Genomic DNA, 23,820 nt, shown 5'->3' with positions numbered 1-23,820 from the left:
AGCCTGGGCTTCGGCCCACATCCCAACAAGATGCCGAGGTGCGATCCGATTGCGCCGCGATAGCGCTCAGGATTTGTCCGGCGTCGAACTGTCCAGCACCTTGTCACAGCTTCGCTTGATCGCGTGGTCCAGCTGCCGAATGCAGATATCGATCGCCAGATCGCGGGTGCGCTTGTTCGCCCACTCCAGCTCGGCCAGCGTCTCGATCAGATCCTGATGGCCGTTCTCGTTGAGCAGCATGCCGTGCTGAACGATCAGCGTCCTGCCCTGAAAACTCAGCTGCACCGGATCGCGCCCCACAAGGGATGCGCCAGCAGCCAGCAGACAATCGATATGGTCCCGTAGCGCATGCAATGCACGACGCTCATCGATCCGGTCACCCAAGACGTCTCTCCTGTCCCTGGAAAGAAAAGCCGCGATTGTGACGCGCTTCGCACGATATGACGATAGCGTTTTGATATCGCCTGATAGGTCAGACTGTCGCATTTCGAACTGGAAGCTGGCGACGCAGGACAACGGCAGAAGAGGTGAGGTGGTTGGCGGCAGGCAGAGAGAGCCAGGCGTCGGACACTGATTCAGCTGAACGACGCGCGCTATGCTTCGGCGCAGCAGGGGGTTCCGGACAAAGGACACGTAGTTTTTTAGGAAAGCCCTGCAGGTGACCGCCCATACTCCCTCTACCCGAGGAGACTGCCATGTATCGCCCCGAAGATTTTCGTCTTGATGGTCAGGTTGCGGTCGTTACCGGTGCCGGTGCGGGGATCGGCCAGGCGATCGCGCAAACGTTTGCCGCCGCAGGTGCGGCAGTGCTGGTCAGCGATTTGTCGTTAGCAGCTGCCGAAGGGGTGCGTGACGAGATCGTCGCTGCCGGTGGTCAGGCCGCCGCCTGCGCCTGCGACGTCACCGACGAGACCCAGCTTGCGCAACTGGTCGAGCACTGCGTGGACGACTTCGGCAAGCTCACCTTGCTCGTCAGCAACGCCGGTGGCGGCGGCCCGAAGGCCTTCGACATGCCGATGGCAGATTTCCGTCGAGCCTACGAGCTGAACGTGTTTTTCTCTGTTTCGCCTGGCGCAGTTGGCGGCTCCGCATATGGAGCAGGCCGGTGGCGGAGCGATGCTGGCGATCACCTCGATGGCCGGCGAGAACCGCAACCAGCACATGGCCTCCTACGGCTCTTCCAAGGCCGCGGCCAATCACCTGATCCGCAACATCGCTTTCGACCTGGGACCGCGCGGAATCCGCGTTAACGGCATCGCCCCAGGCGCAACACTCACCCATGCGCTTAAAGGCGTGCTCACCGAAGACATCGAACGCCAAATGCTGGCGCATACGCCCCTTCAGCGTTTGGGTGACCCCCAGGATATGGCCAACGCGGCGCTGTTTCTCTGTTCACCTGCGGCGGCCTGGATCAGCGGCCAGATCCTCACGGTCTCCGGCGGTGGGGTGCAGGAGCTGGGCTGAATACTCCCGGAGGCGGGCCGGCCATCATCAAGCCCAACCGGGGCTTTCAGGCCGAGCATCTTCATCGCAGCCGACAACGTTAGCGCCCGCGAGCTCTCTTTGAGAAAAGGGGGGCAGATTTATCTGGTTAGCCTTCTGGTGTGAATTGGCGGAAGGCAGTGAGAGTCGAACTCGTTTTTTTGGCTTGCAGTGACTGGCTGTCTTCGGCTTTCCTACGTCGGCATCGTTAGCTGGGCCGCATTACTCTGCTCTCACTGGCAGTGATTTCGACAGTTTTTCGACATGCCGACCTTCGCATTATCGACTGTCCAAATCTACGCGGCGTTAATAAATATGCGCGAGAAGGAAGTGCTCTTGTGGAAAAGCGATACCAGGTTTTTGTTAGCTCTACCTATGCCGACTTGAAAGAGGAAAGGCAACATGTCACTCAGGCGCTTATGGAAATGGACTGTATCCCTGCAGGCATGGAGCTATTTCCTGCTGCTGACGAGGAGCAATGGGAGTTCATAAAGCGGGTAATTGACGACTGCGATTACTATCTTCTGATAGTTGGAGGGCGTTATGGATCAACCACAGAAGAAGGAATAAGTTATACCGAAAAAGAGTATGAGTACGCCGTAAAAATAGGATTAAAAGTGGTCGCGCTCTTGCATGGGAAACCAGAAAACATACCCGTAGGAAAATCTGATGTTACGCCAGAGTTGAGAGCTAAGCTTGATAGTTTTAGAGAAAAGGTATCTAAAAGTCGGCTAGTTAGGTTTTGGAGCGAGCCCGCAGAGCTGCCTGGTTTGGTCGCATTAAGCCTGTCAAAAACTATTAAAATGTTTCCCGCAATTGGGTGGGTGCGGGCAAAGGCGATTTCCAATGAGGAGCTTTTGGTTGAGCTGAACGAGTTGCGAAAAGAGAATAGTTCATTAAAAGCTGATTTGTCTAAGATTCCTAAGCCTACGGAGGCCTATGCAATAGAAGACATAGCTGGCTTAGACGATGAGTTTGAGCTTTCGGGAACTTACTTTAATGAGTACGGAAAACGAGAATGGATTTGTTCAATTTCATGGAAAGAAATATTTTCCATAATCTCGCCGTATCTCTCGCAGACCCCTAATCAAGAATATGTGAAGGAGGTCCTTAGGAAAGAGGTTGTTTTCCGAAACGGTATAAGCGAGAGATCAAACACACTGAATGACCAGGTCTTTCAAACAATTGCAGTACAGCTAAAAGCGTTAGGGCTTATTGAAACAAGATACACCCAGACAGTGAAGGGGGGTATGGCAATGTTTTGGAGCTTTACACCCGAAGGTGAGCGTCTAATGGTACAGCTACGTTCCGTAAGAAAAAGTAATAGCAGCAAAGACTGCGCGTCGTGAATCTAAGTTAGCTGTCACTCAGGTCGTAATTAATGCGAAAGATTAACCCGCAAGATGTTAAAGCTCAATTCTCGGCTTTTGTAAGCGAACGATTGGCGTACTTCAATCGTGTCGAAACGGCATTAAATGGCACGCCACATGAAAAGCGAGATATCAGCGTTTTAGCTGAAACGACTCTTCACTCAACATATGTGGCTTTCGAGTGCTTCGTCTCTGACTTGATCGTTGCATATATAAATAGAGATTTCTCTCAGTACCAAAGAGTGCTAGCGACTAGAATATCTCAATCTATAGATAGCAAGTTTGGTGGGTGGGCAAGGTCGCGCACGCCATTTAATGCGGTAAAACATATCAGGATTGATGATCTAGAGAGGATGCTGGATCCTGAAAATTATAATCTAACTTTTAAGAGTGTCGAGGTTCTTAAGCAGCGGTGCAATGAGTGGATTGCTGCACCTTATAAAGATGGCATCATGAACCTGACTGAGGCGGATTCAAGGTTTATTGATACAGTGCACTCTGTTCGGAATTTTATTGCCCATCAAAGCAAAAATTCGAAGGCTCTAATGAATGACAATCTTATGACCGTAGTGACGGGACCAAATTGTCCTAATCTGGGGCTAGGGCGTGGGGTACGTGATGTACATGACGTAGGCGCGTTCCTTAAGTCAGCTTTTTCCGGCAGTAGGCGAATAACGACTTATATTCGTCGGCTAGACAATATAGCTCAAACTTTGTAATTACATTGGAAAAGGGGACAGATTTATTTTCCGAGGCGGGGGCCGTCCGTAGCCAAAATGGCGGAAGGCAGTGAGAGTCGAACTCACCCGGGAACGGCTGCCGTCCCCAACCGGGTTTGAAGCCCGGCCGCACCACCGGGTGCGATTGCCTTCCTTATTGATTTACAAAGGATTTTTCCTCTCCGGTTGAGACTCCGAAGCGGTAGTGTCGAAGAAGTGTCGAAAATCCTTAGCAGGGCCGAAAGCTAGCACGTCTTGAAGGTGATCTGGCGACAGGTGCGCGTAGCGCATCGTCATTGCCAAAGACGAGTGACCCAAAATCTTTTGCAGGGTCAGTATGTTGCCACCGTTCGCGATGAAGTGGGAGGCGAAAGTGTGCCGAAGGACATGTGATTTCTGTCCGGCAGGCAATCCGAGACCCGCACGCGAGACGGCTTCATCGAATCGGTCCCGGCAATTGCTGAATGCGCCATGCTCTCGCAGATGATCACGGATGCGGTCGGCCAGCTTCGGATCGATGGGCACCACCCGGCGTCGCTTCGACTTCGTGTTGACGAACTGGACCATCCCATCGCTCACCCGGCTGACCGTCAGCCCTTGCGCTTCACCCCAACGGCAGCCCGTCACCAGACAGATCATGGCGATCAGCTCGACATGCGGGTGCGTCATGCGACGCAACACCTGGAAGAGCCGGTTGATCTGCTGTGCGTCGAGGTACGACAGTTCCCGCTCTTGCAGCCGTATCGCGCGGAGCAGGGCGAGCGGATTCTCGAACTCGATCTCACCGAGCCGCCGCAGCTCATTGAACAACGCTCGCAGGTAGGAGAGTTCGTTGTTCAGCGTCTTCGGGCTGATGCCTGTCGCGATCCGCTTGGCGCGGTACTCCGCGAAATCCGTTGCCGTGAACGTGATCGCCACGGGGTCCCTGAGGCGTTCGACCATGCGGTCCATGATGACGCGGCGACCCTCATAGTCGGCCAGCGAGCGGCCATGCAGACGGCCCCAGCACTCCACCAGTTCGGACAGCCGACGACGATCCTTTGGTTTGGGTGACCATTGCGGGCTTTCGATCAGTTTGGATCGACAGGTCGCCTCGAAGCGTTGGGCTTCGCCTTTGGTCTTGAACGTCTTGCGGAAGCGCTTGCCCTTTATCGGCTCAACATCGACCCGCCACCGGCCATCAGGCAATTGCTGAATCGCCATCAGACAGCACGCCCCCAACGAACATGGCGCTCTTGCAGCAGGTTCTTGATGTGCTTGTACAGGTCGCGCTCGCTCATGTCCTTAGAGGCGTAGTGATCGCGAATCACCGGCCAGCATTCCCACTCCTTCAGCCGGTCAAAGGCTTGCTTAGCGCCCACTCGCTCCCGTGCCAGCAGGCTTACAAAGTTTCCCAGGAACAGCTCGACGTTCTTGCCACTGAAGCCGCGGCTGGTCTTGTAGTAACGCTTGTATTCCGTTTCATCGACCAGCGAATCAACGGGCAAATCGACACGCACATCATCACGAATGAGTGTCCAGATCGGCTCATATTGTCCAGGACGATGCAGCAACTTGAATTGGCGCAGGCCGTAGCGCCACAGGCCATCGAGATGAGGTGCAAGGGCTGCGAACGAATCGGTCTCGATGGCTTCGCCAGTCTTAGCGCTGATTGAGCCGCTAGCGAACTGCTGAATGACCGAATGGTGATAGCGCAGCTCGACACGCCACACATCCGATTCAGGATCGTAGTTATCTGGATCGGTCGCATCGAATGAATCCCGGCGACGCCAGACGCTTTCCCAGAAATCGAGCTTGTCATGAGCGCGAGCCTGGAGCGTCTTGTTGTAGATGCCGAGTTGCACACCACTAGCGGAACCAAACAAGAAGGATTGGCCCTTGCCATAGGTGGCAGACTCCATCGTCCACTGAATTTCCTTGATGCCTGAAATATCGCGTACAGCGCGTGCGCGGCAGTGCATGTGGGCGGTCAGGTCAGCGGGAGGCGCCCAGCCTTGAATATCCAACGCGAGGTGGACGGCGCATTGATTGCGTTCGCGATGGGTCATCACGGCAGCAGCGTAATAATCCATACGCTCTTGCAGGCGCTCGGGCGACAGCGCGTCGATGGCATGGGGCGACACCTCAATTTTCAGGTGTGGTCCGACTTGTTCTAGCTTGGCGTTGAAGTTTTTGATCAGGAGGATGAAGCCGAGGTCGGCGTTCTGCAGCTTGTATTGGTAGCCCGAGTCACGGCCAACACGTCCTGCATGCCAGAACTCACCGGCGAACTCGACCATCGCGCCCGGTTCCTCGAAAAGCGCCATGATTTCCGGGCGGATCAGCCCCCGGTACAACTGGCGGACCGTATCAACGCCACACCGGAGCAAACGGACCTTCGATAGATCGGTGATCGCTGCCGTACCCGGATCGACAAATAGCCGCCCATCCTTGGAAGGAATTCCGCTTACCCGATCCAGTCTTGCTTGATCCTTAACGCGCATTCTTGAATCTCCAACAATGTCCATTAACGGACGGTTTCAACTCTGTTTATCTGACGTGCTACAGGGACGTCAGCGCGCGCAGCACGCCGGCTCGTGCCTCGCCGTGCGTGCCAGGGGCACGCTGACGGTCTTCACCACAGGAACTCCCCCTTCTCATAGGGCACGCGGGTAAAGCGTGTGCCCTGGGCTTCGTTCTGGTTCTGGCGAGGCTGTGCAACCGGCTGCGTTGCCGGTAGCTGGTTGTTTCGGCTCTGGTCCTGCATCGAGCCTCGGTCGGGTTTGGTGGGGTCGAAGTAGCCGTTCTGCACAACAGACATGCAGAACTCGAACGACACCTCCAGCAACGTGCCTTGCTGGGTGTTGCATCGGCACCCGGTCAGCCCATCCTCGGTGTCACCGATGCTCATTCGCCTTCGGTTGCGGCTGATCAGCTCTCGGTCAGTGGTGGCGATGCAGATGGGCTTAGGGAAGGATTGCGGGGCGTTGAGCTGGTCATAGATCGGTGCGGAGCCGGGCACATCCTGGATGCGAGGCACACGCGAGCCGAGGTACTGCTCGAGCGTTTGTGGCTGTTCAGCGCCTTGGGTGCCGATGGGGTTGATGAAGGAGCCAACAACGCTTTTGGCCTGATCAACCATGCTTGCGGATTCAATCGGCGCGCCGATCTGGTCTGCTGGTTGGGGCGCGGTTTTCTCTTGCTCATACCGGGCATAGGCGCGATACACCAAGAACCCCGCTCCGATAATCACCGCCGCGGCCAACAGGAACTTGGTCGGCACCTTGGCCTGGAAGTGGTGCTTGGCGTTGGTACTGGTGTACGCGCCGAAGTACTTCTTATCCAGCCGCAGCGACTTCTTGTCCGCATCCTTGAAGCTGGATTTCACCTCGACCTTTTCCACCACCACTTCCGACTCGAAGCGCAGCAACTGGGATGACTTGAAGACGCGCCAGTAATGAATATGCGAGTTGCACAACCGGCGAAGGTGAACATCGAGGTAGCGCGGGTCTTGGGTCACCAGATGCACTTCGTGGCCCTGGTGGCGCATGGTCTCGAAGCGGGTGATGTGCTCGGGAGGCCGCGCCCTGGGATCGCGAGAGCCAAACCAGCCTTGGGCTTCGTCGACCACGATGATCGCGTCGGCCGGTAGCTCAAACCACTTCTCGGGATCTTCAAACACGAACCAGCTGGCCTTGAGCTGTTCGGGTTTGAGGCCGTTGATGTTGTGGTAGTAGACGACGCGCCCTTGCGCGTGGGCGCTCTGATCGACTTCGCGGATGGTGTTGAGGGTCTTGCCGTGCCCCGGCTTTCCCGTGCGGATAATGAGCATGGGATCAGGCCGTGAAAGTGGTGACGTTGCCGAGCTTGGTACGGCGATCGGCAAGCTTGTCGATGCCGGTCAGGACCATTCGGGTTGTGATCGCGGCGAAGTACATGTTCAGCGCCACATCGATCTTCGCCAGCCCCAGGATCATTTGGATCGACTGAGCGACGTTGCCCATGTTGGCGAGCATGTAGTCCTTGGCTTCACCGATCACGAAGTTGATGCCGAGGTAGCTGACCATGCCGATCCCAAGTACCCGCAGGACCATCATCACCAATGGTTTGACGATCATCACCGCGAGCATGGCGAGGTAATAGAAATGCATCAGGCACCTCCAAAGGCGCGGCCTACATAGACGGCGCAGAACATTGCGGTAAAGGCCACGATCAGCCAGGACATGTCCGTAGCGGCTTGGCAGAGGGGTTCGTACTTGATTTGCAGGGTGCGGCCACCGCTTGAGCGAAGGTTCATGCTCTCGGGTGACGGGCAACCGGACGGCAGGAAGCGACCAGCGCTGTCGATGAAGCTCGGCGCTTGAACCTCAGCCTCCTTCAACTCGAACTCTTCGCCCTGGAACAGCCCTTGGATGTCGGTCTTTTTGTTCTCGAAGTTGGCCTGCTCTTCGGCGTTGCAGCGCATCTGTTTCTGCTGCTTGAGGATCGCGCATTGGACCGCATCGCCCTTGCAGCTAATTTCGGCATCGCAGGCTTCGCCGGTTACCCCAGGCTTGATGCACTTGTCTGAATCGGTGGCTGGGTCGCATTGGCCGTCACCTTCTCCCTCGCCCGTCCCATCACCGCTGCCGTCACCATCCCCTGAACCATCGCCCTCGCCGTCCCCTGAGCCATCCCCGTCACCGCTTCCATCACCGTCGCCGTCACCATCCCCTTCGCCTGGAACTTCGGGATCGGTAGGCTCCTCCGGGTTGGGGTTTTCAGTGTCATCGCAGCCGCCTACTTCAACGTCTGGGTCGCAGGGTTTTGGGGGTTCCTTGCTGCAAAACGTCCCGTTCCAGACGTAGCCCTCCGGACAGCTGTTATCCGGGTCGGGCGTCGGCGTGTCGTCGGGGTTGGTGGTTTCGCTCGTACCGGCAGGTGCGGTGCGAGTGGGTTCGCCACCGGTGCATTCAAGCCCGGCGCTTTTGTACTCGTAGGAGCCGAACACGCCCGGAGGATTGCCGCTGGTGTAGGCGTAGACATTGGTCGGCGCGGTGAAGCCCCAGGTGTACTGGCAGCTATTGGCGCAAACGCTGCCAGGGGGTTCGGTCGAGGGCTGACCGACAGCACTCTTGATCAGGTGCTGGTGAAGGATGGTTTGGCCGTTGGTTGATTCGCAAGTATTCGGAGGCGAAACACACTCGCCAATTGTAGAGTCGTATTCAGTACCAGTTGGACAAGTATCTCCTAAACGCTGAAATAAAACATTCGATTGAGTACCCCATACCTTGCCAGTCGACTTAGTAATAGCATCAAACGAAGCTATGCCCTCAGTAGCACTAGTCATCGAGCGTGAGGTTTCAGTCCAGTAAAGAGTGTCCGTCTCCCTGTACTCAATATAACCGGCAATGGCGGCAGCAAAACTAGGGAATGTACCGGCTGCCGGAGTGTTAGATGCGCGCCAATAATAATTCTCCGCACTAACGGCCTGACAAAATAATAGCCATGGCACCAAGAGCAGCAAAGAACGCCAAGTTTTCTGAACAAAGGAATGAAAGCGTAGATAGTCCATCTTCACACCCGCCCAAAAAACACGAGGTAAAACGCCAGGGTGGAAAGGATCAGGACGTACAGTTCGTAGCTCATTGGCGTTTCCCTTGAAGAGAAAACCCCGCCGGAGCGGGGTTTGTTTGCTTCGGCACTTGCAGTGCGCGGTTTCCGGTTACAGCGCGCGGCGCATGTACTTGAACGCCATGGCGGCGATGATCACGGCGAACACCGCCCAGCCGATGGTGCCAACGTCGGTGCCGGCTTCATCGAGTGCGCCGGTGGCTTCGGGCGGAACAGCGGCGTAGGCCTGTTGAACGGCCAGCAGGCCGGTTGCAGCAGCGGCACCGAGCGAGCGGCGCAGGGTCTTGATGTGTTGCATGGGTTGTTACCTCACTGTTTCAGGACTTTTTTCAGGACCAGGAAGCCAAACACGGTGGCGAACAACACAATGGCTTCGCCCTGTAGCTCGGTGACCTGTTCCCAGGTGAGTGCAGCGCCGTAGAGGCTCTGCATTTCCTCGACCGTGAGGGCTACCAGCGAGCCGGAGCAGATGGGCGAGCCATCAGCGCCCTGCAGCCAGTCACCATCACAGGCAAGGAAATTCATGCACCGGCCTCGAGGAGGTCGGCGGCTTGTTCGAGGGGTTCGCAGTCGGGGCAGACGGCGAAATGGGGCGGCAGGCTGAGATCCGGCAGCAGATCGGTTTGCGGCGCAGGCAGCGCCATGAGCTTGCCCATGTCATTGCCGCAGCAGTCGCAGATCACTCGGTCACTGATCAACATGGCCGCCCCTCCCGGTTAGTTGGCCTTGGCCGGTTCGCCGGCTTTGGCTTGCGGTTGTGGGGTCGGGGTGCGCGGGGCTTCGGTGCCGTTGCGTGGCTTCACGGCTTCGAGTTGCAGCGCTAGGTTCTTGCCCTTGTTCTGCCCACCACGGGCAATCTCGAAGTGGATGCGCACCAGTTGCAGCGGCTCGAACTTGGCGCCGGCTGCGAAGATTTCGTCGGCTACTTCGTCCGCTGCTGCCATGCCGATGATCGACAGGCCGTGTTCGGTCTTGCCGTCCGGTTCATCGCCGTAGAAGACCTTGATGTACTTCTGGCCCGCTTCACCGTCGAAGCGTTGAGTGCCGAGAAATGCAACTTCCATAGTCGAACGTGCCATTTGTGTTTCCTCTCTCTAGTTGCGCTTAATTGCGCTGCTTTGCTTTCTGCAGGCCGAGCGATCCCGAGCAGGCAACTTCACGTTTTGCCGCTGTTCGGTTGTTACTTGGCCTACGGGTTAAAAGTTCGCGTTGTGCGTGTTCTCTAGTTGGTTAACACCAAGGGCTTTGCCCTTGTCATCCCACTCTTGCCGCCGAGGGCTCAGGAGCGCGGGGGGAAAAGCACTCCCCACACTCCCGAGCGGAGGCTGTTTCGGTTCGTGCCGGGTCAAGGGTGAAGGCTTCGCCCCGTGCTTCCGTTCGACGGATCGGTGAAGCGTGATCCGACGAGCCGGGAGCGCGGCCCTGGACCAGGACAGGTCGAGCTGGATTTGCGAGCTGACTCATCACATGCCCGCCCCACTGCGCGGCGATAGCGTCCGCAATGCCTTGGTAGGTTCGCGAGCGGTTCTTCCAGCGGTCCGGTCCGGGTGCCATGTGATGCACTGTCGGTTCGCGCCCGTCGACGATTTCGGTCGGTACCAGGAGCGGTAGGTTCTGGAGCCAGAAGTGGGTCTCTTTGCGCTCGCCATGGCCAAACATCCAGGGCTGGATGATCTGATCCGGTTTGCGAATCTGACCGGAGATAACCGACTTGGGGTTCTCGAGCGCCTTGAAAGGGATCGGCGCGGCGAGCAGCTTGCGTACGAAATCCAGAGCGCGTGCTTGGCGACCGTCAGCGATCTTCTCGGGAAACCACCGGGCACCTGACGTTGCCAGATCCGTGCAGGGCGGATGGGCAATCAGCAGATCCCAACCCCATTCGAGCACTTCCAGCACATCACCTTGGATGTGTTCACCTTCGGTCTCGGATGGCAGCAGGTCGCAGCTGACGGCGTAGAACCCGGCGCGGGTCAGCGCATCACGGACGCGACCGGAGAATTCACAAGCGACGAGAGCGGTTGGCTGTCTCATACCATCACCCCACCAGCTCGAACGGTTCGTGAATCGGGACGTAGGGCGTTGGCCGGCCAGTGTCGAGCACAACGCTCCAATACTTCGGCGGTCGGTCGGGTCGCGTGTGTTTCTCGCAGATAAAGGTCGGTTCCACCTTCCATTCCGAAAGCAGGGGCTTCCAGATCCCACCGACGCGGCCCATTTGTAAGGTGCGTATCGGCACCGCAGATGCGGGGCGGCATTGGGCGCAGGGTATGGACTGGGAGCGAGCGGGTTTCGCCATTTCGCGTCTGGACCAGCAGACAGAGCAGGCGCAATCCGCAGTATGTGGAAGGCGCTGGTAACTGTTCATGGGTCATCCCCTGGGCTGGCTTTCCGTAGGCGGCGCGGATCATGCGTCCCACTCCTTTTCCATGAGCTGCTTGGTCAGAAGCGCGACGTTCACCATCACGTATTTGCCGACCTTGTGAGAGGGGATGTAGCCGTTGCGAATCCAGCCCCACACCACGTCGTGCTCTTCACCCATGCGAATCCAGTCAGCGAATTGCCGCCACGGCATCACAGGTGGCGCGGTGAGAAGGTCTTTCGGCGGTAGGTTTCCTTCCATGTCCTTGGCCTTTGTTGCACTATGTTGGTCATTGTTGGCATACGCTGGTTTAACTGTTGTGTCTAATAGTTAAACCGTAGAGACAATATAGCTTCCTGCCCGCTAGAGTTCAATTGTTAAACTCGAAGCCTGTTAGATCGATATGGAATTAATACAAGATAGAGCGATAGCTTTGATTTATAAGGCGGGCTTGGATGAGTTAGTCCGTGCCTCCGAAATCAACTACAGCCGATGGAAGAACATCAGACATAAGACTGTTCGCGTTAGCAGCGAAGAGCTGGACGTGCTTGTGCGGGTTTTTCCTCACTACGCGCTTTGGCTGGCCAGCGGAAAAGTCGCCCCTGAGTGCGGGCAAACAAGCCCCGACTACGACGAGGCCAACCGAAACTTGACCAGTCAAGACGCGGGATAGCGATCACCAAGGAAGTGACTAGGCGCTGGTACGCCCGAGTACATGGAACAAGGAACGGTTAGGAGGTGGATCACATGGATAGACGTGATATCGACGAGCAGCTGAACAACCTCAGCTTCGACATGGACGAGGAAATCGACGATCGCAATGAGCGTCGAGGCTGGCAACCAATCAGCCCCCAACACGCCCACCGTCCTATGGACACCAGCCAGGCCATTATTTTGGCCGCCATCATCATTGTCGGCGGCTTATGGGGCGGCAAGCTCTTCTATGACTACATCCAGGAGCAGCGGATGCGGGCAGCCGTAAACGAAGCTGCTCTCTATATGCAGCAAGCCTTCAAGCAAGCCGAGCAAAGTACTCGACAGTCGCAGATTGAAATGCGGCAACGGGCAGCGGCGCAAGCCAGTTCGCGAACGCGGCAGCAGGCCCAACAGCAGGAAAATCGCGAAGCAGAGCTAGCGAGACTCCAGCAGGAAAGGCGCTACCAGACGGCGGAGTGCAAATTCTGGTGGGAGCAGCATAACGACAATCCCACCGAACGAACTGCAATCAAAAAATTAAAAGCCTGCGGAAATTAAAAAGGTGTTGCAGACGTAATGGATATTCAAATCAAGAAGTTTAAGAAGATTGACGAGGCATCCATTCATCTTAAGTCCCTGAACATATTTATTGGGGCAAATAACTCAGGGAAGAGTAGCTTTATTCAAGGGATTCAGTTCGCTATTTCTGGTTGCCAAACGCTAAGCTTGGCCGGCGGAACTTGGTCGAAGGGGCAGAAAACGCTATCTCTTGACTCTAGTGAATTTCTATATACACCTACTAAAAGCATTGAATATCTCTATCACGGCAAAAGGCTAACCGGTTCTAGGACAAAGAAAGATAGAGCTTGGATTGAGTTTATTTTTTCTGACGGCAACTCATCCACATTAAAAATATCTAAAGGAAAAAATGGTGGATTTAGTACTTTGCTTAGTGGTGGAAAGGCTTTAGGTGATGAGTTAAGCAATATTGCCAAGCCGTATTGTGTTTATGTCCCGGGAATTGCTGGGATTCCAACTCAAGAAAAATATGAAGTTTCAATCACTGTTAAGAAGTCAGCAACTCGCGGGGATAGCAATAACTACTTACGGAACATTCTTTACTCGATAAGTAAAGACGTGCAAAAGTGGAGGGCTTTCCATTCTTCTGTAAATAACATATATGAAGAGGTGAAAGTAATTGTAAGGTTTGATGAAAATAAGTCTGAATATATTCATGTGCATGTTGACTACGCCGGAATCGAACTCCCTCTGGACTCCGTAGGGACTGGGCTGCTCCAAGTCATACAGATATTTGCTTATATAGAATACTTCAGTCCGAAGATAATTCTGTTAGATGAGCCTGACTCCCATATTCATCCGACCAAACAGAAGAACCTAGCTCATGAGCTCGCCAAGCGGGCGAAAGCAAATGAGACTTTGAAGATCGTCTTTTCAACTCACTCTAGATACATTTTGGAAGCCTTGGAAGATCAAGCGAACGTAGTTCACTTCCAAGGCGGCAGGGTATTTGAAGATGTAAAGGAAAGTAAAATACTCATAGATATTGGCGCTGCCGATGCTGACTATTTGTTTTCTAAAAAGAAGCTAAGATACATAGTCGTCACAGAAGATAAAGTTGATAATATAAAAGAGAAAAAAGCATTCCTTAAAAAATTTATCCTCGCAAACGGCCTGAGCGAAGATGAGTTTGTTCTTCATTCTTATGAAGGGTGCGCGAAAGTTGATTTCGCAAAAATATTAAAGGGGTTTGTGCATAAACAAATTCCTACTGCAGAAGTAATTTTGCACGTTGATAGAGATGAAAAAATAGACTCTGATAGAGATATAATAAAGCTAATTGATGATTGTGAAAAAAAGAGCATCTCCTTATTTGTGACAAAGTATCAAGAGATAGAATCATATTTTTGCGATCCTCAGCATGTTTCAAATATATATGGAATTTCTGTTGAGGATGCGCGTGAGGTGCATGAGGCGCATATCAAAGAGCTTGAGGGTGAGACGAAAAGAAAGCTGCGTAACTTTATTCATAGGCATAGACGAGATCTAGCGCTTAATAAAGATGGGCAGATAGATGTAGCTATCGCTGACGGAATCGCAGACGATTGGTATGCCCAGTTTGGTTTGTATCTGACGCCTGGAAAGGAGTTGCTTGGGAAAACAAAGAAATTCATACAAGAAACTTTGAAGGCAGATCCAGATTTGTTGTTGGAGCCGTCTGAAGCGCTCAGAGATGAACGTTTCTTAAAACTGATCACTCCGGTCGAATAGTGTCGAAGAACTGTCGAAAATAAAGACCTTTAAAGACTTGAGATGGCCAAAACCAATTTCGAGGTGGGGCCGAGTAGCCAGTATTAACCAATGATGTTCCCTGACGAGCGATAATAAAACAGGATTTGAAGCCCGGCCGCACCACCGGGTGCGATTGCCTTCCTTATTTGGTCCAGAAGCGAAAAGGAAGCGACGACCAGCCTACCCCAGGCCTGACTGGATCGCCAAGGCACTGTCCTGGCGGACTTTGCGTTCGTTGCCGAAGCGGCGGGTGAGGCCGATGCGGTCGAAGTGTTCGAGCAGCTGGATGCTGCGTTTGCGGCCGAGCTGGATGCGGTCGCGGAAGGCGGCGGCGCGGATCACGCCGCTTTGTGCTTCCAGTTGCAGTACATGCCCCGCGAGTTGGCGAATGGTGAACTCGGGGTAGAACAAATCTTTCACCACCTGTTGCAACAGGCCGAGGCGGGCGAGCTTGCGGAGCAGATTGCGCATCTGCGTTTCATCGACGCCGAGGCCCCGTGCCAGGTCGCGGACCCAGGGCGGGTCGAACTGACCGGCTTCGAGCAGCGGCCACAGGCGTTCCTTCAAACCTTCTTCCGCATCGCTCAGGCGCACCCGGTGATCGGGGCGGTGCAGCCAGGGGCCGCTGGTTTCGATGCTGCCGGCGGCCAGTGCCTGTTCCAGTAGGGCGATGAACACCGGCCGTTCCAGTTGCGGCAGGGCGTAGCGGCGCAGGCGGTCCCGGTCGGGGCCGAGTTCGTCGGGTTGTTCTTCGTGAAAACGCTGCAGGGTGGCGAGCAGGGTGGTTTCGAGTTCGCTCCAGCGGGCCTGATCGAACAGTCGTGGGCCCAGTCGTGTACCTACTTCCACTACGCCGTGCGGCAGCTGCCAGCCATCGCGCGGGCGGTTGAACTGGCGTTCCAGGCTTTGTGGGTCGATGCCGTTGGCGGCGCTGGCGAGCAGCGGCGGCAATGCCTGCTCCAGGCTCGGCTGGGCGAGGGCGCGAAGTTGCTCCAGCCGTGCGGCGCGGCGGCGATTGCGCGGTGGTGCGTACGGGTCGAGCACGCGGCCCCCGCCGAGGGTGCGCTGGGCGGACTGATCGCGCAGGACGATGCGGTCGCCATGCACGGCGTGGCTCGGTGCATTCAGCAGTAATTGGGCAAAGGCGCGTTCGCCCGGTGCCAGGCTCGCATCTTCGAGCAGGGCGACGCGCGCGGTGACGTCCTGGGCGCCGAGGTGCACGTGCACCGGCGTCCAGTGCTTGAGTTCGTGGGCCTCGCCGGGCAGCAGCTGGAAGTCGATATCGATGCGTTGCGTCGGCGCGTGCAGCAAGGGGTGCAGTAGCCAGTCGCCGCGATGGATCTGTTCGACGGCCAAACGCTCACCGGCAAGATTCAGCGCCACGCGCTGGCCGGCATGGGCTTCGCCCGCTTCACGGTTCTGTGCGTGCAGACCACGGACGCGCACGCGTTTGCCGACGGGGCCGAGCAATAGTTCGTCGCCGATTCGTACGCGCCCGGCAAAGGCGGTGCCGGTGACCACCACACCCGCGCCGGTGACGCTGAAGGCGCGGTCGATGGCCAGGCGGAAGTGGCCGCTGTCGCTGCGTGCGGCGGTGCGTGCGGCTTCTTCGATCAGCGCGGTGCGCAGGGCGTCGATGCCGTCGCCGCGAATGCTTGAGACCGGGAAGATCGGCGCGCCGGCCAGTGGTCCGGCGGCCAGCAGGGCTTCGATCTGCTGCTGGACTTCGGCGATGCGCACCGGCTCGACGCGGTCGATCTTGGTCAGCGCTACCAGCGCGCGACGGATGCCGAGCAGCTCGACGATGGCCAGGTGTTCGCGGGTCTGCGGCATGACGCCATCGTCGGCGGCGACCACCAGCAGCACGCAGTCGATGCCGCTGGCGCCGGCCAGCATGTTGTGCACGAAACGCTCGTGGCCCGGCACGTCGATAAAGCCGGTGAGGCTGCCTTCACCGAGGTCGGCGTAGACGTAGCCGAGGTCGATGGTGATGCCGCGCTCGCGCTCCTCGCGGCGGCGGTCGCCCTGTTGCCCGGTGAGGGCTTGCAGCAGTGCGGTCTTGCCATGGTCGATATGGCCGGCGGTACCGACGATCAACGGGCCAGCTCCTCTTGCAGGTGCACCATTTGCTGGAGGAAGGCCGGTTCGTCGTCGAGCTGGCGCAGGTCGAGCCAGAGGGCGTCGTCATCGATGCGCCCGAGCACAGGAATCGGCAGGCAGCGCAGGGCTTCTTCCAGCTGGCGCAGGCTGCGGCCGCGCAGGCGCTTGGGTTGCTGCGGGCGGATGCACAGGGCGGCACTGGGCAGGCGTGCCACCGGCTGCGCGCCGCTGCCGATCATGCCCAGGGCATCGGTTACGGAGACTAGCCAGGTTTTACCGAGCACGGTGGCCAGTGCCGGGGCGATGCGTTCGGCCTGGTCGCGGATCTCCGTCTGCGGGCGACTGAGCAGGCGCAGGCTGGTAAGGCGCTCGGCGAGGCGGTCGGGGTCGCGATAGAGGTTGAGCACCGCTTCCAGCGCGGCGAGGGTCAGCTTGTCGACGCGCAGGGCGCGCTTGAGGGGGTTCTTCTTGATCTTCTGGATCAGCGCCTTGCTGCCGACGATCAGCCCGGCCTGCGGGCCGCCGAGCAGTTTGTCGCCGCTGAAGGTGACGATATCGGCGCCGTCGCGCAGCGCTTCCTGCACCGTCGGCTCCTTCGGCAGACCCCAACGCGAGAGGTCGAGCAGGCTGCCGCTGCCGAGGTCTTCCAGCAACGGCAGGTCGTGGGCATGGGCGATGCGCGCCAGTTCGGCGGTGGCGACGCTGGCGGTGAAGCCTTGCACGCTGTAGTTGCTGGTGTGCACGCGCATCAACAGACCCGAGCGCGAGTTGATGGCCGCTTCGTAATCCTTGGCGTGGGTGCGGTTGGTGGTGCCGACTTCATGCAGCTTCACGCCGGCGCGGGCCATGATGTCGGGGATGCGGAAGGCACCGCCGATCTCGATCAGCTCGCCGCGGGAAATGATGCCTTCCTTGCGTGCGCCGAGACTGTTCAAGGCCAGCAGCACGGCGGCGGCGTTGTTGTTGACCACGGTAACGGCCTCGGCGCCGGTCAGCTCGCGGATCAGCCCTTCGATGAGGTCGTCGCGGTCGCCGCGCTTGCCAGTGGCGAGATCGAACTCCAGGTTGAGCGGGTAGCGCGCCGCAAGGGTGATCGCCTCGATGGCTTCATCCGGCAGCAAGGCGCGGCCGAGGTTGGTGTGCAGCACCGTGCCGGTGAGGTTGAACACCCGGCGCACGCGGCTGCGGTGCTGGCTGGCCAGGCGTTCGCCGGCGCGCCCGGCGAGCACCGCTTCGGACAGTTCCAGTGCGGCCAGCTGGCCATGGCGGGCCGGCTCGCGCAGTTCATCGAGCAGGTCGCGCAGGGTGCTCAGCAATGCCTGGCGACCGTAGCGCTGTTGCAGCGGTTGGCAGGCTGGGTCGCGCAGCAGCTTGTCGACCGAGGGCAGGTGGCTGCTGCTCATGCATCGCCCCCCGGTGCCAGCAGCAGGTTGGGTGCCTGACGCTGGAAACCCTGCTCGGCCAGCAGCAGGTCCAGGTCCAGGGTGGCGAGGTCGGCGGACAGGCTTTCGCCATCCGGCGCCAGGTCAAGGTAGAGCTGTTTGAGGTAGCCGTTGCACTCGGGGCAGACCTCGGCCTTGATGCCCTGCGGTGAGCCTTCGAAGTGCAGGTAGTCGAGCTTCTTGGTGCTGCGGCAGAGGCTGCATTTGACGCGCACGTAATGCCACTCGCAGGCGCACAGCGAGCAGACCAGATAACGCAAGCCGTTGAGCTGCCCGCGATGGCGGATGATGCCTGCCATCGGTGGCGCGCCGCAGCAGGGGCAGTGGGTCTGGTCTTCGCGCTCGCGCAGGTCGGAGAGGTCGAGCTGCAGCAGCCGGTGGCTCCAGGCCAGTTGCAGGGCGGCGCCGAGAAAGGGCACCAGCGCCGGCGGCAGGCTGTCGTACTGGCCGCTGACCAGTGCCACGGCCCAGGCCTTGCGCTGGCCGCTTTCGGTCTTGCGCAGTTGCTCGATGGCAGCGGCTACCGCAGGGTTGTCCGGCACCACGAAGGCTTCCAGCCAGGCATCCAGCATCGTCAGCCAGGCATCGTCGCGGACCAGGGTATCGGCAGCCAGGGGCGGCAGGTTGTGTTTGAGGCTTTCACGGGTGCGGTGTTCATCCAGCGGGGCGAGTGCCGGCGGGTTGTCCAGCACCTGCTGTTGCGCCTGGCACACCGCTGCCAGCAGGCGCAGGTAGTCGGCGAACGGATGGCCTTCGGCGAGCCTGGTCAGGCGCTCGCTGCGCAGGGCGAACAGGTTGAGCGGTGGCAGGTTGAGAAAGGGTGGTTTGCTGGCAGCGGCTTCGATCTGCCCGGGTTCGAGAATGGTGCCTGCCACGCAGGACTCCTTATTCTTGGGGTTGTGCCGAACAGCATAGTCCGTCACCGGCTGTCGCTCGGCTTTCGATGATGCGCGAGGTCGAAGACTCCCGCGCGTGTGCGGGGAATCTTCGGCTACAGCGGTGTGCTTATTTGCGCTCGGTGATCTCCCGATACCAGGCCGGGTGGTGCTTGCGCGCCCAGGCGCGGCTGACGGTGCCGTAGAGCATCGCGCCCATCGAGCCCTTGATCCAGATGGCGGCGTAGATGTGCACGATGATGCTGACGATCAGCACGAAGGCGGCGATGGCATGCAGCAGGCTGGCCCAGCGCAGCGAGACGATGCCGAAGAAACTGCTGAAATACTCGCGCCAGATGACAATGCCACTGAGCAGCAACACCAGCATGCTGAGGATCAGCACCCAGAACAGCACCTTCTGTCCGGCGTTGTAGCGGCCGACTTCCGGCAGTTTTTCCTCGCGGTTGTACACCACGTCGTTGATCTGCCTGAGCCACTGGCGGTCGCGTGCTTCGATGCGGTTATGCCCGGCGAAGCGGATCGCCAGCCAGAGGAAGAAGACGAACATCGCGACCCCGATGAAGGGGTGCAGGATGCGCGTCCAGGTGCCGCCGCCGAACAGCCCGGAGAGGCCGAACAGCGCCGGATGGAACAGCGCCAGGCCGGACAGCGCGGCGAGTACGAAGAGGATGGCAACGATCCAGTGATTGGTTCGCTGCGAGGGGTTGTAGCGTTCGATGTCGTTGTTATTCATCGTTGGCTCCTTGAGCGATCGACTCCGAGGATGGCCCCGTGAACGGGGCCGCCGGGATCAGGGGCGCGGTTCCTTGGGGTCGACCACATGCACCGAAGGATCGACCTGGTGCACCACGGGCTCGCTGAGTTCGGCCTTGTCATCCTCTTCCTCGACGCGGATCGGCCCGACTCGTGTGTAGTGGAAGAAGCCGGCCAGCACCGCCGCGCCCATGCCCAGCAAGGCGAGGGGCTTGGTCACGCCTTTCCACAGGCCGACCAGTGGACTGATGGTCGGCTCGTTCGGCAGGTCGTTGTACAGCGAGGGCTGATCGGCATGGTGCAGCACGTACATCACGTGCGTACCGCCGACACCATCGGGGTCGTACAGGCCGGCCTGGTCGAAACCGCGTTCCTTCAGATCGGCGATACGCCCGGCCGCGTGATCCTTCATATCGTCCTTGCTGCCGAAGACAATTGCCCCGGTGGGGCAGGTCTTCACGCAGGCCGGCTCGAGCCCGACCGACACGCGGTCGGAACAGAGCGTGCACTTGTAGGCCTTCTTGTCCTTCTCGGAGATACGCGGGATGTCGAACGGGCAACCGGTGATGCAGTAGCCGCAGCCGATGCAGTGGTCCTGGTTGAAGTCGACGATGCCGTTGGCGTACTTCACGATGGCCCCCGGCGCCGGGCAGGCCTTGAGGCAGCCCGGGTCGGCGCAGTGCATGCAGCCGTCCTTGCGGATCAGCCACTCGAGGTTGCCGCTGCCGGGGTTCTCGTACTCGGCGAACTTCATCACCGTCCAGGATTCGGCGGTGAGGTCGATCGGGTTGTCGTAGGTCCCGTTGCTGGTGCCGACTTCATCACGCAGGTCGTTCCATTCCGAACACGCCACCTGGCAGGCCTTGCAGCCGATGCACTTGGAGACGTCGATTAGTTTCGCCACCTCGCCGATCTCGCGGATCGACGGCCGCTCGGTAGTCGTGGCGGAGCGGGCAATCACGTCTTGAGTAGCCATCATGCCTTCTCCACGTTGACCAGGAACGACTTGAACTCCGGCGTCTGGGTGTTGGCGTCACCGACGAACGGCGTCAGCGTGTTGGTCAGGTAACCGTTGCGCGCCACCCCGGCGAAGCCCCAGTGCAGCGGGATGCCGATGTGATGCACGGTCTGGCCGTCCACCGTCAGCGGCTTGATGCGCTTGGTCACCACCGCCACCGCCTTGATGTAGCCGCGGTTGGACGACACCTTGACCCGCTCGCCGGCCTTGATGCCCAGCTCGTTGGCCAGCACCTCGCCGATCTCGACGAACTGCTCGGGCTGGGTGATCGCATTGAGCCGGCAATGTTTGGTCCAGAAGTGGAAGTGCTCCGTCAGCCGGTAGGTGGTGGCCGCGTAGGGGAAGTCCTCCGCGGTGCCGAACAGCTCCATGTCGTTCTTGAACACCCGCGCGGCCGGATTGCTGATGGCCTGGACGTTATCCGGGTGCATGGGATTGCGGCCGATGGGCGTCTCAAACGGCTCGTAATGCTCGGGGAATGGCCCCTCGTTCATCTTGTCCACGGCGAACAGCCGCGCCACCCCTTCGGGGTTCATGATGAACGGGTTCATGCCGGCTTCGGGTGGTGAATCGACCTTGAAGTCGGGCACGTCGGTGCCGCCCCACTTGGTGCCGTCCCACCACACCAAGCGTTTCTTCTGCGGGTCCCACGGGTCGCCGGCCGGGTCGGCCGAGGCGCGGTTGTAGAGGATGCGCCGATTGGCCGGCCAGGCCCATGCCCAGCCCAGCGTCTGCCCCATGCCGTAGGGGTCGGCATTGTCGCGTCGGGCCATCTGGTTGCCGGCCTGGGTCCAGGAGCCACACCAGATCCAGCAGCCGCTGGAGGTGGTGCCGTCGGCACGCAGCAGACCGAAGCCTGGCAGCAGCTCCCCGGCCTTGGCCACCTGCGCTCCGGTCTGCAGGTCGAAGACGTCGCTCAGGGCCTTTCCGTTGTACTCCTGGGCGATTTCCTCGGCGGTCGGTTCTTCCGGCTGGCGATAGCCCCAGTCGATGTTGAGCAGCGGCTCGGCATAGGCGCCGCCTTCCTTGCGATACAGCTCGCGCAGGCGATGGAACAGCCCTCCCATGATCACCACGTCCGTCTGCGCCTGGCCCGGCGGCTCGGCGGCCTTCCAGTGCCATTGCAGCCAGCGACCGCTGTTGACCAGCGAGCCGTCCTCCTCGGCGAAGCAGGTGGTCGGCAGGCGGAACACCGTGGTCTGGATGCCGGCGGTGTCGACGTCGTTGTACTCGCCGGCGTTGCGCCAGAACTCCGAGGTCTCGGTGGCCAGCGGGTCCATGATCACCAGGTACTTGAGCTTGGCCAGCGCGGCGCTGACCTTGGCCTTGTTGGGGAACGAGGCGATGGGGTTGAAGCCCTGGCAGAAATAGCCGTTGACCTGCCCCTGGTACATCATGTCGAACACCTTGAGCACGTCGTAGCCGGGGATATCCAGCTTCGGCAGCCAGTCGTAGCCCCAGTTGTTCTCCGCGGTGGCGTTCTTGCCGTACCAGGCCTTCATCAGGCTGACGTGGAATTTCTCGTAGTGCTGCCAGTAGGACAGCTGCCCCGGGCGCAGCGGCTTGGCGGTGCGCTTGGCGATGTAGGCCGCGTAGTCCTGCTCGGCTTCCAGCGGCAGCGTCATGTAGCCCGGCAGCAGGTTGGAGAGCAGGCCGAGATCGGTCAGGCCCTGGATATTGGAGTGCCCGCGCAGCGCGTTCATCCCGCCGCCAGGCATGCCGATGTTGCCGAGCAGCAGCTGCACCATGGCGCCAGTGCGGATCATCTGCGAACCGACCGAATGCTGCGTCCAGCCCAGGGCGTACATGATGGTCATGACCTTGCCCGGTGCCGAGGTTTCGGCGATGGTCTCCCACACCTGCAGCATCTTGTCCTGCGGTGTGCCGCAGATGTTGCTGACCACTTCCGGCGTGTAACGGCTGTAGTGCTGCTTGAGCAGATTAAACACGCAGCGTGGGTGGGTCAGGCTCTTGTCGACGCGGGCGAAGCCTTCATCGTCCAGCTCGTAGCTCCAGCTGGCCTTGTCCGTATAGGTACGCCGATCGCCGTCGTAGCCGTTGAACAGACCATTCTCGAAGCCGAAGCCTTCCTTCACGATGAACGAGACGTCGGTGTAGTTGACCACGTACTCGTGCTGGATCTTGTCGTTTTCCAGCAGGTAGTTGATCAGCCCGCCGAGGAAGGCGATGTCGGTGCCGGTGCGGATCGGCGCATACATGTCGGCCACCGAGGCCGAACGGGTGAAGCGCGGATCGACCACCACCAGCCGCGCCTTGTTGCGCGCCTTGGCCTCGGTGACCCATTTGAAGCCGCACGGGTGCGCTTCGGCGGCGTTACCGCCCATGATCAGGACCAGGTCAGCGTTCTGGATATCGGACCAGTGATTGGTCATGGCTCCACGGCCAAACGTCGGGGCAAGACTTGCCACCGTCGGGCCGTGTCAGACACGTGCCTGGTTATCGAATCCCAGAATGCCGAGTGAACGAACCACCTTGTGGGTGATGTAGCCAGCCTCGTTGGATGACGCCGAGGCGGCGAGGAAACCGGTGCTCAGCCAGCGGTTGACCGTCTGACCCTCTTCGTTGCGTTCGACGAAGTTGGCGTCGCGGTCGTCCTTCATCAGCCGCGCGATGCGGTCGAGGGCGTCGCTCCACTCGATGCGCTTCCACTCGTTGCTGCCGGCTTCGCGGACTTCCGGGTGGGTCAGGCGGTTGGGGCTGTGAACGAAGTCGAGCAGGCCGGCGCCTTTCGGGCACAGGGTGCCGCGGTTGACCGGGTGATCGGAGTCGCCTTCGATGTGGATGATGTTCTGCGCGACGTTCTTGCCGCCGCTGCCCTGGCTGTAGATGATCAGCCCGCAACCGACGGAGCAGTAGGGGCAGGTGTTGCGGGTTTCGCGCGTGTTGGTCAGTTTGAAATGCCGGATCGACTCGGCATACGCCGTCGGTGGGGCCATACCCAATGCCGCCATGCTCGACGCCCCAAGGCCCACACCGCAGACCTTGAAGAACTGTCGACGGTTCATATCCATCGGAGGTTCTCCTTCTTATCAGGCTGGTACGCCGATGCTTTGCCGGCGTCT

25 protein-coding genes, 1 tRNA gene and 1 pseudogene are annotated in these 23,820 nt (G+C 58.9%); 7 read left to right on the top strand and 20 right to left on the bottom strand.

Annotated features, from left to right (window positions below; genetic code table 11):
* Window positions 1–66: 66 nt before the first annotated feature.
* A complete protein-coding gene (locus LO50_RS02400; protein WP_044313997.1) occupies window positions 67–384 on the bottom strand; it encodes a hypothetical protein in 318 nt (105 codons plus the stop codon).
* Between the two features lie 311 nt (window positions 385–695).
* Between LO50_RS02400 and LO50_RS25675 the strand changes: the two are divergent.
* From LO50_RS25675 to LO50_RS24590, 4 genes and pseudogenes are all read left to right on the top strand, one after another.
* A pseudogene (locus LO50_RS25675) lies at window positions 696–995 on the top strand (SDR family NAD(P)-dependent oxidoreductase); the annotation flags it as partial.
* Between the two features lie 121 nt (window positions 996–1,116).
* Complete coding sequence (locus tag LO50_RS25280; RefSeq protein ID WP_425521995.1) at window positions 1,117–1,464, top strand: SDR family oxidoreductase; 348 nt, start codon at window positions 1,117–1,119, stop codon at window positions 1,462–1,464.
* A 356-nt stretch (window positions 1,465–1,820) separates the two neighbouring features.
* Complete coding sequence (locus tag LO50_RS02390) at window positions 1,821–2,831, top strand: DUF4062 domain-containing protein (RefSeq protein ID WP_044313996.1); 1,011 nt, start codon at window positions 1,821–1,823, stop codon at window positions 2,829–2,831.
* 32 nt (window positions 2,832–2,863) lie between these two features.
* Window positions 2,864–3,571, top strand: coding sequence for a hypothetical protein (locus LO50_RS24590; protein ID WP_146067160.1), 708 nt, complete (start codon window positions 2,864–2,866; stop codon window positions 3,569–3,571).
* A gap of 58 nt (window positions 3,572–3,629) precedes the next feature.
* On the opposite strand, the gene LO50_RS02385 is transcribed toward LO50_RS24590, so the two are convergent.
* From LO50_RS02385 to LO50_RS02325, 13 genes are all read right to left on the bottom strand, one after another.
* Window positions 3,630–3,725 (bottom strand) — tRNA-Sec (locus tag LO50_RS02385).
* Between the two features lie 8 nt (window positions 3,726–3,733).
* On the bottom strand, window positions 3,734–4,774 hold the full coding sequence (locus LO50_RS02380) for a phage integrase (RefSeq protein ID WP_044313995.1): 1,041 nt from the start codon (window positions 4,772–4,774) through the stop codon (window positions 3,734–3,736).
* Window positions 4,774–6,054 carry a hypothetical protein gene (locus tag LO50_RS02375; protein WP_044313994.1) on the bottom strand — a complete coding sequence of 427 codons (1,281 nt, stop codon included), beginning with the start codon at window positions 6,052–6,054 and terminating at the stop codon, window positions 4,774–4,776. Before LO50_RS02375 ends, LO50_RS02380 begins: the two co-directional genes overlap by 1 nt.
* Window positions 6,055–6,185: 131 nt before the next feature.
* Window positions 6,186–7,382 (bottom strand): zonular occludens toxin domain-containing protein, encoded by a 1,197-nt coding sequence (locus tag LO50_RS02370; RefSeq protein WP_044313993.1) that lies wholly within the window; start codon window positions 7,380–7,382, stop codon window positions 6,186–6,188.
* Window positions 7,383–7,386: 4 nt separating this feature from the next.
* A complete protein-coding gene (locus LO50_RS02365; protein ID WP_044313992.1) occupies window positions 7,387–7,701 on the bottom strand; it encodes a DUF2523 domain-containing protein in 315 nt (104 codons plus the stop codon).
* Complete coding sequence (locus LO50_RS25010; protein WP_162484530.1) at window positions 7,701–9,104, bottom strand: virulence factor TspB C-terminal domain-related protein; 1,404 nt, start codon at window positions 9,102–9,104, stop codon at window positions 7,701–7,703. The genes LO50_RS02365 and LO50_RS25010 overlap by 1 nt, the downstream gene beginning before the upstream one ends.
* A 150-nt stretch (window positions 9,105–9,254) precedes the next feature.
* Window positions 9,255–9,461, bottom strand: a complete 207-nt coding sequence (locus LO50_RS02350) for a major capsid protein (RefSeq protein ID WP_044313990.1) — start codon at window positions 9,459–9,461, stop codon at window positions 9,255–9,257.
* Between the two features lie 11 nt (window positions 9,462–9,472).
* On the bottom strand, window positions 9,473–9,688 hold the full coding sequence (locus LO50_RS02345; protein ID WP_044313989.1) for a hypothetical protein: 216 nt from the start codon (window positions 9,686–9,688) through the stop codon (window positions 9,473–9,475).
* Window positions 9,685–9,864, bottom strand: coding sequence for a hypothetical protein (locus LO50_RS02340; RefSeq protein WP_044313988.1), 180 nt, complete (start codon window positions 9,862–9,864; stop codon window positions 9,685–9,687). The genes LO50_RS02345 and LO50_RS02340 overlap by 4 nt, the downstream gene beginning before the upstream one ends.
* Before the next feature lie 15 nt (window positions 9,865–9,879).
* Window positions 9,880–10,242, bottom strand: a complete 363-nt coding sequence (locus LO50_RS02335; protein ID WP_044313987.1) for a hypothetical protein — start codon at window positions 10,240–10,242, stop codon at window positions 9,880–9,882.
* 175 nt (window positions 10,243–10,417) lie between these two features.
* Window positions 10,418–11,194: a DNA cytosine methyltransferase gene (locus tag LO50_RS02330; protein WP_044313986.1), complete on the bottom strand. Its 777-nt coding sequence runs from the start codon at window positions 11,192–11,194 to the stop codon at window positions 10,418–10,420.
* 4 nt (window positions 11,195–11,198) lie between these two features.
* Complete coding sequence (pflM, locus tag LO50_RS23980; RefSeq protein ID WP_080902062.1) at window positions 11,199–11,528, bottom strand: lysogeny maintenance protein PflM; 330 nt, start codon at window positions 11,526–11,528, stop codon at window positions 11,199–11,201.
* Window positions 11,529–11,567: 39 nt separating this feature from the next.
* Entirely contained in the window at window positions 11,568–11,783 is a 216-nt protein-coding gene (locus LO50_RS02325) for a hypothetical protein (protein WP_044313985.1), read from the bottom strand.
* 142 nt (window positions 11,784–11,925) lie between these two features.
* On the opposite strand from LO50_RS02325, the gene LO50_RS25275 reads away from it, so the two are divergent.
* The 3 genes from LO50_RS25275 (at window position 11,926) to LO50_RS23975 (ending at window position 14,507) form a co-directional block, all read left to right on the top strand.
* Complete coding sequence (locus LO50_RS25275) at window positions 11,926–12,195, top strand: hypothetical protein (protein WP_044313984.1); 270 nt, start codon at window positions 11,926–11,928, stop codon at window positions 12,193–12,195.
* A 74-nt stretch (window positions 12,196–12,269) separates the two neighbouring features.
* Window positions 12,270–12,776, top strand: coding sequence for a hypothetical protein (locus LO50_RS02315; RefSeq protein ID WP_044313983.1), 507 nt, complete (start codon window positions 12,270–12,272; stop codon window positions 12,774–12,776).
* 18 nt (window positions 12,777–12,794) lie between these two features.
* Window positions 12,795–14,507 carry an ATP-dependent nuclease gene (locus tag LO50_RS23975; protein ID WP_080902061.1) on the top strand — a complete coding sequence of 571 codons (1,713 nt, stop codon included), beginning with the start codon at window positions 12,795–12,797 and terminating at the stop codon, window positions 14,505–14,507.
* Between the two features lie 201 nt (window positions 14,508–14,708).
* Here the strand turns inward: LO50_RS23975 and selB are convergent, their stop codons facing one another.
* From selB to fdnG, 6 genes are all read right to left on the bottom strand, one after another.
* A complete protein-coding gene (gene selB, locus LO50_RS02305) occupies window positions 14,709–16,625 on the bottom strand; it encodes a selenocysteine-specific translation elongation factor (protein WP_044313981.1) in 1,917 nt (638 codons plus the stop codon).
* Window positions 16,622–18,031: an L-seryl-tRNA(Sec) selenium transferase gene (gene selA / locus LO50_RS02300; RefSeq protein WP_044313980.1), complete on the bottom strand. Its 1,410-nt coding sequence runs from the start codon at window positions 18,029–18,031 to the stop codon at window positions 16,622–16,624. Before selA ends, selB begins: the two co-directional genes overlap by 4 nt.
* Window positions 18,028–18,945 carry a formate dehydrogenase accessory protein FdhE gene (fdhE, locus tag LO50_RS02295; RefSeq protein WP_044313979.1) on the bottom strand — a complete coding sequence of 306 codons (918 nt, stop codon included), beginning with the start codon at window positions 18,943–18,945 and terminating at the stop codon, window positions 18,028–18,030. Before fdhE ends, selA begins: the two co-directional genes overlap by 4 nt.
* A gap of 130 nt (window positions 18,946–19,075) precedes the next feature.
* Complete coding sequence (locus LO50_RS02290) at window positions 19,076–19,699, bottom strand: formate dehydrogenase subunit gamma (protein ID WP_044313978.1); 624 nt, start codon at window positions 19,697–19,699, stop codon at window positions 19,076–19,078.
* A 57-nt stretch (window positions 19,700–19,756) separates the two neighbouring features.
* A complete protein-coding gene (gene fdxH / locus LO50_RS02285) occupies window positions 19,757–20,695 on the bottom strand; it encodes a formate dehydrogenase subunit beta (protein ID WP_023444802.1) in 939 nt (312 codons plus the stop codon).
* Window positions 20,695–23,769: a formate dehydrogenase-N subunit alpha gene (fdnG, locus tag LO50_RS02280; RefSeq protein WP_152623947.1), complete on the bottom strand. Its 3,075-nt coding sequence runs from the start codon at window positions 23,767–23,769 to the stop codon at window positions 20,695–20,697. The genes fdxH and fdnG overlap by 1 nt, the downstream gene beginning before the upstream one ends.
* Between the last annotated feature and the right edge of the window lie 51 nt (window positions 23,770–23,820).

It is taken from the genome of Stutzerimonas stutzeri (assembly GCF_000935215.1).
Lineage (GTDB): Bacteria > Pseudomonadota > Gammaproteobacteria > Pseudomonadales > Pseudomonadaceae > Stutzerimonas.
This window is presented reverse-complemented; position numbering and strand designations above follow the sequence as displayed.